Consider the following 10,829-nt stretch of genomic DNA (forward strand, 5'->3'; position numbering starts at 1 on the left):
AGCCAACTAATTGGCTAGTTTTTAATAGTAATTAGCTAAGATCCCAATCCGAGCAATGAAATACAACAAATACGTGAGGAAGTATGAAGCGATCGAAACCCATGTGGAGTATAGGATCTAAATTTCCGGATGGGTCTAATATTTATTTCTATCTCTCCTTTGACCGATCGCTATATCTCCCTAAAGGCAGTATGCCGCAAGTCCTAATTATGGGTATGGTTGGAATGATAAATCAGAATATTATTGTGATAACTAGTATCTCAACTACAAATCCCAATCTGCACTCAGATTCTACAGCTTTATCACCTACGCTTGCTCCTTCAGAATTACACCAACTCCACGGTTTTTGGCGTGCTTGCAACTACCTCGCGGCGGGGATGATCTATCTCCGTGACAATCCCCTCCTGCGCGAACCTCTACAAGCCGAGCATATCAAAAATCGATTGTTGGGACACTGGGGCACCAGCCCTGGATTGAGCTTCATCTATACCCATGTCAACCGGATTATCAATAAATTCGACCTCAATGCGATTTACATTACTGGTCCCGGACATGGTGCGCCTGGAGTCCTTGCTCCTGTCTATCTAGAAGGCAGTTATTCGGAGATATATACCGATAAAACTGAAGACACGGCGGGAATGCTGGCTTTTTTCAGGCAGTTTTCTTTTCCAGGTGGGATTGGCAGCCACTGTACCCCCGAAACCCCTGGTTCGATCAATGAGGGGGGAGAACTCGGTTATTGTATTTCCCATGCTTACGGCTCGGTATTTGATAATCCTGACTTGATTAGTGTGGTGGTTGTCGGTGATGGCGAAGCCGAAACTGGCCCGTTGGCTACTGCTTGGCATTCAAATAAATTCCTCGATCCGCGTCGAGATGGTGCAGTATTGCCGATTCTGCATCTCAATGGTTACAAAATCAATAATCCGACTGTTTTAGCCCGCATCAGTCATGAGGAGTTGGAGAACCTATTGCGTGGTTATGGTTATACTCCCTACTTTGTGGAGGGGGAAGATCCCGAACTGATGCACCAAGCGATGGCAGCGACACTCGATCGATGTATCGAACAAATTAAAACTATCCAATCTCGCGCCCGCAGTGATAACGATACCACTCGCCCAATGTATCCAGCGATCGTCCTCCGCTCTCCTAAAGGCTGGACGTGTCCGCAGGAACTCGATGGGCACAAATTAGAGGGTTCTTGGCGATCGCATCAAGTCCCGCTCAAGGAAGTCAAACAGCGTCCCGAACAACTGCAAATGCTATCTGAATGGCTGCATAGCTACCATCCAGAGGAGTTATTCGATGAAAATGGTACCTTGCGATCGGAATTTCGCTCTCTAGCTCCTCAAGGCATCAAACGGATGGGTAGCAATCCCCATGCCAACGGCGGGTTAATTCGGAAGGTGCTACGGCTTCCCGATTTCCGTCATTATGGGGTAGATGTATCGGTACCTGGACAGATCGAAGTCTCCAATACTTATCCCTTGGGTGTATTTATGCGGGATATCATCACAGCCAATCCCCACAATTTTCGGCTATTTGGGCCGGATGAGACGGCTTCCAATCAGCTCCAAATGGTCTATGAAGCGACCAAAAAGGTGTGGTGGGGTGAGTACCTGCCAGAAGACGCTGACGGGGCGGAATTGGCTCCAGATGGTCGGGTGATGGAAATGTTGAGCGAACACACTCTAGAGGGCTGGATCGAGGGCTATCTGTTGACGGGCAGACACGGTTTGTTCTCTACTTATGAGGCATTCGTTCACATTATCGATTCGATGTTCAATCAACACGCCAAATGGTTGGAAATTTCCCGTAAATTGCCGTGGCGGGCGGATGTTTCTTCGCTCAATTTATTGATTACTTCGACGGTATGGCGACAGGATCACAATGGTTTTAGCCATCAAGATCCGGGCTTTCTGGATGTGGTTGCCAATAAGAGCGCGGAGGTGGTGCGGATTTTTTTACCACCTGATGTCAATTGCTTACTGGCGATCGCCAATACCTGTTTCAAGAGTACTAATCAGATTAATACGATTGTTTCTGATAAGCAAGCCCATCTCCAATACTTGACGATGGATGCCGCGATCGATCATTGTACTAAGGGCATCGGGATCTGGGAATGGGCGAGTACAGATCGCGGTGTCGAGCCAGATGTGGTTATTGCTTGTGCGGGAGATATTCCGACTCAAGAAGCTTTGGCAGCTACGACGATTTTACATGCAGAGTTCCCCGATCTCAAGATTCGGTTTATCAATGTCGTGGATCTACTTGCTCTTCAACAACCGAGCGAATATTGTAATGGTTTGAGCGATCGAGATTTTGATGGTTTATTTACCACTGACAAACCGATTATTTTCAATTTTCACGGCTATCCCTGGCTGATTCACCGTTTGACTTATCGCCGCAAAAATCATAGTAATCTTCATGTGCGGGGATATAAGGAAAAAGGGAATATTAATACGCCGCTAGAGTTGGCAATGAATAATCAAATCGATCGATTTACGATCGCAATGGATGCGATCGATCGCGTGGCAAGATTACGCGTCGCGGGGGCACATACCAAAGAACAACTCAAGAATCGTCAAATTCAATGTCGTCAATACGCCTACACTAATGGCATCGACTTACCCGAAGTAACTAATTGGCGGTGGAAAACGCTGGAGTAATATCAGCAATCTCCGATCTACCGTTGTTTCAACCTTGAGTAGGGGCAATGTCTTGTCTTGTCACAGTTGTATGGGCGGGAAACCCCATTTGTGACAAGTTAAGGCGCGAGTGCATTTGCCCTTGCAGGTTTGAGCGGATGGCTCAAAAAAAAGTGCATAGATTTGGGCACCGACAATTTAGGTGTTGACAGGTCTAGAAAGTTAGTGATAGCTTATTCATATCTGAGCAAGTCAGCTTAATTTTCGTCTCCCAATGTGTGTTTATTGCTAGGTGAGAAGAAAAGCGGGGAAACCAAAAACAAGCCATTTTGAAACAAGGTGCTGCCACTCGTGATGTTAATACGTCTGGTTGTTAGTACCGCTTCCATCGTGAAGTATGTTCGAGGGTTATTTAGAGCAAATATCCTACTGCCCATAGCTGGGTTTGTCGGTGCGATCGCGGTGTGGTGGCTGATCGCTCTTTTTCGGCAGGAAATGATGCCCACGCCGCCAGAGGCACTCCTCAAGAATTTAGATTTTATTTTGCATCCGTTCGCTTATCGCGGCCCTGGAGATATTGGGCTGGGATGGCTGCTGTTGGCTAGTTTGCGCCGAGTTTGTATTGGGTTTTTACTGGGGGCTGTAGTTGCCATTCCGGTTGGGGTGTGGATTGGATTATCGCGTTATGCCTGGTTAGCCCTAAATCCCCTGATTCAAGTCTTTAAGCCCGTTTCTCCCCTGGTGTGGTTGCCGATCGCCTTAGCGATTTTTAATGCGGCGGAGCCTTCAGCAATTTTCGTGATTTTTATTACTTCGCTTTGGTCTACCATCATCAATACAGCCGAAGGTGTCCGTAATGTTCCCAAAGAGTATTTAGAGGTGGCACAGGTCTTAGAAATGCCCCGCTGGAAACAACTCACCAAAGTGATCCTACCTGCCAGTTTGCCCTACATTTTCACCGGATTACGCATTAGTATGGGAATTGCTTGGTTGGTAATTGTGGCCGTGGAAATGCTCACTGGGGGCGTTGGGATTGGCTTTTTTGTCTGGGATGAGTGGAACCGCTTGAATGTGAGTGCGGTATTTTTAGCGATATTTGTAATCGGGTTAACGGGGCTAATTTTGGATTACGCTCTTGCCACCTTGCAAACGCTCATCACCCGCCGTCCTACACGCTCTTAAACTTTGGAGACAATAGACTTTCTGCGAAAGTCAGGCTCTAAGTTTTAGGCTTTAGGGGAAATAATAGCGGAGTTGGGGAGGGAACAGGGTTTCCCTTGGAGGGAACCTCCAAGAACCGTCCATGACCCATACCCAAGCAGACGAAAACAATACTGAAAAAGATGATGTTTCTACTTTCGCAGGAGGTCTACTGATGAATACACTGTGGACGAGGCGAGCTTTGCTCCAAGCGATGGGTGCTACTACTTCAGCGATCGCATTTTCTAGTTGTAGTCAACAACTCTCGCGCAATCCAGTGGGGTTGCCAGCAGCAGCCCTCGCTGTGCAGCCAATTATCGACCCTGCCAGCCTAGAGAAGCCCAACCTGACGGTGGGCTATGTGCCTGTCAATGATTGCGCTCCGTTCGCTGTCGCTTGGGAAAAAGGCTTCTTCCGTAAATATGGATTGAATGTCACCCTCAGTCGGGAAGCCAGTTGGGGCAATTCCCGCGATGGGATTATTTTTGGGCGATTGGATGCTTCTCCCGTTGTATCTGGTGCTGTCACCAATGCCCGCACGGGGGCAGAAGGGGCACGACGCTTTCCGTTGTGCGCTGCCATGACGATTCACCGTCACGGCAATGCTCTGACGATGAGTCGTCAACTCTGGGAGGGCGGGGTCAGACCCTGGCATACCTATGGCGGCGATCTGGATGCGTTCGGTCGCGATTTGCGGAACTTTTGGGAAAAGTCGCCCATCGACGAGCGCGTTTGGGCGGTAGTGCTGAGTTCTTCGATCTACGAATACTTTGTCCGCTACTTGGTTGCGGCAGTAGGCATCGACCCTTTAAAGCAACTGCGGCTGATTATTACGCCACCGCCGCAAATGGTCAGTAATACGCGGATTGGCGCGATGCAAGCCTATATGGTTGCCGAACCTTGGAATACCCGCGCCATTTCGGGGAATGAAGGGATTGGCTTTACCTTTATTCAGGGGCGAGAAATTTGGCAGGGACACCCCGATCGCGTCCTCGCCGTGCGAGAATCCTTCATTGAGGACTATCCAAAGACTTATCGATCGCTAGTCAAAGCTATAATCGAAGCCTGCCAATATTGCGGCAATCCTGCCAATCGTGAAGAAGTCGCCAACATTATTTCCCAACGCTCTTTTACTGGCGCAAATATTAAATATACTCGACCTGGAATTGTGGGAAACTTCAACTACGGCGGATTTGACAACCAACGCCGCATTACCAACAGCGCAGAGACAACTTTATTCTTCGATCTGCCCAGTGCGACGATTCCCCACGACCACTCCACCTTCCTGTGGCAGTCACAAAGCCTCTGGCTGATGACTCAGGCAGCCCGCTGGGGCCAGATCGCCGAATTCCCCAAAAACGCCGACGAAATCGCCCGTCAAGCCTGGAGAACGGACTTGTATCGAGAAATTGCCGCTGAGATGGGTATTCAATGTCCGGCCGAGGATTATAAAATCGAGCCGAGTACTGCTTTTATCGATGGCAAATCCTTCGATCCGAACGATCCGGTTGGCTATCTCAACAGCTTTGAAATTCGTGCCAACGCTCCCCAATCCTTTTTCTTTGCCTAAATCGCTCAATCTTTAACCTTATACAACGTCGATCGTCTCCTCAATGCAATCATTCGATCCCAATAGCTTTTATCCAGCCAACACTGAGTCTTTTCTGACGATCGAACATGTAGTGAAAGCATATCCAAAACCAGATGGCAGTCCGTTTGTGGTGCTCGATGGCATTGACATGACGATCGGTTCACAAGAATATGTCTCGGTCATCGGTCACTCCGGTTGTGGCAAATCAACCCTCATGCGGATTGTCGCAGGGTTAGAGAAAGCTACATCGGGTTTGGTCACGCTCGAAGGTAAAGCAATTCGCAAACCTGGAGCGGAGCGGATGATGGTATTTCAAGGCTATGCCCTTTTGCCTTGGCTAACCGTCCGCGAAAACATCCGCATGGCAGTGGATGAAGTGTACAAAACTGCCAGTCGAGCCGATAAGATTTCGATCGTGAATGAGCACATCGACATGGTGAAGCTAACGGCTGCTGCCGACAAATATCCCGACGAACTTTCGGGCGGCATGAAGCAACGGGTGGGGGTAGCGCGTGCCCTAGCCACCCGTCCGAAGATGCTGCTGCTGGATGAACCCTTTGGGGCACTGGATGCCTTGACTCGCCCAAAATTACAACAGGATGTCCTCGAAATTTGGGGACAGCATCCCCAAGCAGTGATGATGATTACCCATGATGTAGATGAAGCCATCTTCATGTCCGATCGGGTGGTGATGATGACCAATGGCCCAGGTGCCACGATCGGTCAAATTCTAGACATTCCTTTGCCCCGTCCGCGAGATCGCCATGAACTGCGAGAATCTAAAGAATATTATGAACTCCGCAATCAGGCTTTGGATTTTCTAGAGCGATATCAATAAGGGCATTTCGTGGTTGAATCCTTTACCATCAATCGAGAACTTCAGCTCAAAGAAATGTCAATCGGTCTATACCATAACAATTACTGCTATCTGACATTCGCTGCTATTTCTATAGGAGTATTAACTTCGATCGCAACTTCTCTTTGTGGTGGTTTGACTTCGATGCTCCAAGCTAGTGAAAATGTGATGGCGATCGCTAAAATAATTTTTTCAATCATATTCACATATCCTCCTTGGGCTAGCTATTCTTGGCTAAGTTTTATGGTTCATATCTTAATTATGCCACGGAGATTGAATAGAACTGTAACCTATGTCACTAAAATATAAGTTTCAATAGAAAAGGATACACCGTTGTCCAGAAAAAGTATCGAGCTACACCTTATGGCGATCGAAACCGATGATTTACTTACACAATCCCTTCCTACCCCGATCGATAGACGTTTACCATCCACCATCCACCATTCACCATTCACCATTCACTAGCGTAGCTTTCGATACTGCAACTGAAGGGCATCTGCGGGAACATAAAGTTCGGCTTTTAGATCGCTGGGGATGATTTGAGGACGTTGGGATTCAACAATTAGTTTGTCTTGCTCGAAGATTTTCATCGTCCGATTGCGAGCGTCTTTATCTGCCCATTTACCTGTAAAGAAGGTACGATAGTTAATCCATTTACTCACAGTTGTATGCAGATCGATCGGCACATGAGCCGTCCAAATTGTTAACTGTCCAAATGGCAGATAAACTTCCAAAAATGTCAGATTGGGTAAGAAAAACCCCGTGCGGGTTTTAATTGGTGTGCGTTCGCCTCTGACTAATAACTTCCACAAACCCTTGGGCGGTGTTGCGGCTAGATGTACTGTGGCACTAGCACCCCCATCATAATTTTCGATCGACAACTCTGCAATTTCTGGTGCATCGGGATTACCAAAAGCTCCGGCATGTACAAAGGGTGCATGGGCAAAATCTAACCCATTTTCGAGTACCCGCTCGTAATTTGCATCCCAGTGAAATTCACCTTGGATCGATCGTAGGTTACTCGATTCCACCTGCGGGAAGTTGGGAATAGATCTTAGCTCTGGCGCATCTCCATCGCCCAGGAATAGCCAAATCCAACCATACTTTTCCTGGACTGGATAGGTAGCCATTTTAGCTTGTTTGGGGATTGTGGCTGTCGGCAAATTTGCCGGAATTTTGACACAAGTACCATCCGGTTGATATTGCCAGCCATGATAGGGACAGACGATACAGTCTCGATCGATCCAACCATTTGCCAGTGCCGCACCACGATGGACACAGGTATTATTCATTGCCTGAATTTGACCGTCAGCAGTGCGATATAATACTAAGTCTCGGTTGAGAATTTTTAATAATTTCGGGCTGGTGGCAATCGCGCTACTAAACTCGACGGCATACCATAAATTTTTCAACATATTAGCGGATTCAATTTGTTCGCTCGAACTAGATTAATTTCTCATCCCCGATCGCTAATTTAACGATCGAGTGGATTGGTAAACAAGTTGGGTATTATTGATGACACAGACAAACTCACTCAATCAGCAGCTATGACAGATCGATCTAAAATTATTGTCCTCGATGACGATCCAACTGGATCGCAGACAGTTCATAGTTGTCTACTGCTCACACAGTGGGATGTGGAGACATTGAAAATAGGGTTGACTGATGCTGTACCCATTTTCTTTATCTTAACCAATACTCGCGCGCTCACACCCAGTCAAGCCGCCGCAGTGACGCAGGAAGTTTGCCGCAATTTGAAAGTTGCCTTAGCCGAAGTAAATATTACCGACTTCACGATCGTCAGTCGATCGGATTCTACCCTACGCGGACATTACCCGATCGAGACTGACGTTATTGCGGCTGAATTAGGTGGCTTTGATGCTCATTTCTTGATGCCAGCCTTTTTTGAAGGGGGTAGGATTACTCGCGATAGTATTCACTATCTAGTCGTAGACGGTGTAGAAACACCAGTCCACAAAACTGAATTTGCGCGTGATTCGGTGTTTGCTTTTAGTCATAGTTATCTACCCGATTATGTCGCCGAAAAAACTCACGGTCAAATTCCAGCCGATCGCGTGGTACAATTTTTGCTCGCGGAAGTTCGTAGTGGTAGTCTAGAGCGACTGCTCCAACTAGAACGAAATCGCTGTTGTGTGGTCGATGGCGTACAGCAATCGGATTTTGACAAATTTGCTGCCGATATTCTGGTGGCTGTCAGCCAAGGGAAAAAATTTCTGTTCCGCAGCGGTGCTAGTATCCTCACCTCTCTAGCTAATTTGGGATCTCAACCCACCCCCGCAACTGAGATGTCCAAATATGTCCGCGATGGTAAACCAGGGGCGATTATTGTTGGTTCCCATGTCAAAAAAACCACCGAACAATTAGAGCGACTGTTAGAAGCACCTGGGATTGTTGGTGTCGAAATCGATGTGTCTCAATTAGTCGATGACAATGAGACGATTAGAGCAGGATTGTTGGCAGCTACACTCGATCGAATTAATAGCATCCATGCTGCTGGAGATACCCCAGCAATCTACACTAGCCGTGAAGAACTCACATTCAATAGTATTCAAACCCGACTTCAATTTGGCGAAGCCGTATCCGCGCTACTGATGGACATTATTCGCGCTCTACCTGACGATATTGGCTTTTTGATTAGTAAAGGTGGAATTACCTCCAACGATACCCTCAGCAAAGGTTTAGCCCTACCTGTAGCCAGATTGCTGGGACAGATCCTCCCTGGCTGTTCGGCGATCGTTACTCCCGCCACACATCCCCAATTCCCCAATCTCCCCGTTGTCTTATTCCCTGGAAATGTCGGTGATGCCGATGCCCTAGCAACTGCTTATTTGCGATTAGCGGGTAAAGAGTAGATTTGCTGTAGGGTGCGTTAGCGATAGCGTAACGCACCATCCACCATCCACCATCCACCATTCACCATCCACCATCCACCATCCACCATTCACCATTCACCATCCACCATTCACCATCCACCATCCCCTAGCAAGGTATTATTAGTCATACTAGCTAATTCATAATTGTTATGACAGAAGGAGATCGCAAACCTGAATACAGACCTGGATTAGAAGGCGTTCCTGCTGCTAAATCGAGCATCAGTTATGTTGGCATCCAAACAACAGATCGAGGCGACCAAGAAGGTGTTTTAGAATACCGAAGTATTCCCATCCAATTACTCGCCGAGCATAGTAACTTTGTCGAAACAGCTTTCTTATTAATTTGGGGAAGATTGCCAACTCAATCCGAACTCACAGAGTTTTCTGCCGATATTTATTCTCATCGGCGGATCAAATATCGGATCAAAGACATGATGAAGTGTTTTCCCGAAACCGGACATCCCATGGATGCACTCCAAGCCTCCGCCGCCGCCTTGGGATTATTTTATTCGCGCCATACCGTGCCCAATCCTGACTATGTGCGTCAAGCCGTAATTAGACTGCTCGCCAAAATTCCGACGATGGTAGCAGCATTTCAACTGATGCGAAAAGGTAATGATGCCGTTTTACCGCGCGACGATCTAGATTATGCTGCCAACTTTCTCTATATGTTGACAGAAAAAGAACCCGATCCGATCGTCGCCAAAGTCATGGATGTCTGTCTGATCCTCCATGCCGAGCATACGATGAATGCTTCGACCTTTTCTGCACGAGTAACAGCTTCTACCCTGGCAGATCCCTACACGGTGATTGCTTCATCCGTAGGCACCCTCGCTGGACCCTTACATGGTGGGGCAAATGAGGAAGTCATCACGATGTTGCAAAAAATCGGTACTGTAGCTAACGTGCGTCCTTATGTCGAGCAGTGCTTAGAGTCAGATCCCAAGTACAAATTTATGGGATTCGGACATCGTGTTTACAAAGGCGTCAAAGATCCCCGTGCGATTATTCTGCAAGAATTAGCCGAACAACTATTCGACAAATTTGGTGACGATCCTTACTATGATGTGGCTTTAGAGTTAGAGCGAGTACTAGAAGAATATTTGGGAGCGCGGGGCATTTATCCTAATGTTGATTATTATTCAGGCTTGGTTTACCGCAAAATGGGCATCCCTGCCGATTTATTTACGCCTGTATTTGCTATTGCCCGAGTAGCTGGCTGGTTGGCGCATTGGAACGAACAACTCCAGGAAAATCGGATCTTCCGTCCTACTCAAATTTATACGGGCTTGCATCAACAGGCTTATGTCTCGATCGAAGATCGGGTTTAGGCTTTAGGCTTTAGGATTTAGGCTTTAGGATTTAGGCTTTAGGATTTAGGCTTTAGGATTTAGGCTTTAGGCTCTAGGCTTTAGGTAGGCACAATTATCGATTACATACGGTACGCTCCGCGAACGGATAGATTATGCCTGAGATCTAGCTGGTGGGCAGTACCTAGGCTGTTGACTTTGTTGGCATTTCCGCATTTTTCGTTCATACATTTTTTGGTGTCCCTGTGAGCGCAAATCCCATGCTCAACAAGGATTTGCGCTCACAGGGACATCGCCATTTTGCATGAATTTTCACCCTCAAAAAGGGTA

General features: G+C 47.3%; 8 protein-coding genes. 6 read left to right on the forward strand and 2 right to left on the reverse strand.

All coding sequences use genetic code 11. The features are described from left to right. The first annotated feature begins 191 nt into the window (after window positions 1-191). From ACEW9J_RS24400 to ACEW9J_RS24415, 4 genes are all read left to right on the forward strand, one after another. On the forward strand, window positions 192-2,669 hold the full coding sequence (locus tag ACEW9J_RS24400; protein WP_373547667.1) for a phosphoketolase: 2,478 nt from the start codon (window positions 192-194) through the stop codon (window positions 2,667-2,669). A gap of 333 nt (window positions 2,670-3,002) precedes the next feature. Further along, entirely contained in the window at window positions 3,003-3,830 is an 828-nt protein-coding gene (gene ntrB / locus ACEW9J_RS24405; protein WP_373547668.1) for a nitrate ABC transporter permease, read from the forward strand. A gap of 193 nt (window positions 3,831-4,023) precedes the next feature. Then, window positions 4,024-5,418, forward strand: coding sequence for a CmpA/NrtA family ABC transporter substrate-binding protein (locus ACEW9J_RS24410; RefSeq protein ID WP_373547674.1), 1,395 nt, complete (start codon window positions 4,024-4,026; stop codon window positions 5,416-5,418). 43 nt (window positions 5,419-5,461) lie between these two features. Continuing rightward, on the forward strand, window positions 5,462-6,277 hold the full coding sequence (locus ACEW9J_RS24415; protein ID WP_373547669.1) for an ABC transporter ATP-binding protein: 816 nt from the start codon (window positions 5,462-5,464) through the stop codon (window positions 6,275-6,277). A gap of 86 nt (window positions 6,278-6,363) precedes the next feature. On the opposite strand, the gene ACEW9J_RS24420 is transcribed toward ACEW9J_RS24415, so the two are convergent. After that, window positions 6,364-6,495 (reverse strand): hypothetical protein, encoded by a 132-nt coding sequence (locus tag ACEW9J_RS24420; RefSeq protein ID WP_373547670.1) that lies wholly within the window; start codon window positions 6,493-6,495, stop codon window positions 6,364-6,366. Window positions 6,496-6,756: 261 nt separating this feature from the next. Further along, complete coding sequence (locus ACEW9J_RS24425; RefSeq protein ID WP_373547671.1) at window positions 6,757-7,710, reverse strand: Rieske 2Fe-2S domain-containing protein; 954 nt, start codon at window positions 7,708-7,710, stop codon at window positions 6,757-6,759. 132 nt (window positions 7,711-7,842) lie between these two features. Here ACEW9J_RS24425 and ACEW9J_RS24430 point away from each other — a divergent pair, with 132 nt between their 5' ends. Together ACEW9J_RS24430 and ACEW9J_RS24435 are read left to right on the forward strand one after the other, a co-directional pair. Next, the gene (locus ACEW9J_RS24430; protein WP_373547672.1) at window positions 7,843-9,168 is read left to right on the forward strand and encodes a four-carbon acid sugar kinase family protein; all 1,326 of its coding nucleotides are present in this window, start codon (window positions 7,843-7,845) and stop codon (window positions 9,166-9,168) included. A gap of 170 nt (window positions 9,169-9,338) precedes the next feature. Further along, complete coding sequence (locus tag ACEW9J_RS24435) at window positions 9,339-10,520, forward strand: citrate synthase (RefSeq protein ID WP_373547673.1); 1,182 nt, start codon at window positions 9,339-9,341, stop codon at window positions 10,518-10,520. The last annotated feature ends 309 nt before the right edge of the window (window positions 10,521-10,829 follow it).

Source organism: Chamaesiphon sp., assembly GCF_041737865.1.
Taxonomy (GTDB): Bacteria; Cyanobacteriota; Cyanobacteriia; order Cyanobacteriales; family Chamaesiphonaceae; genus Chamaesiphon.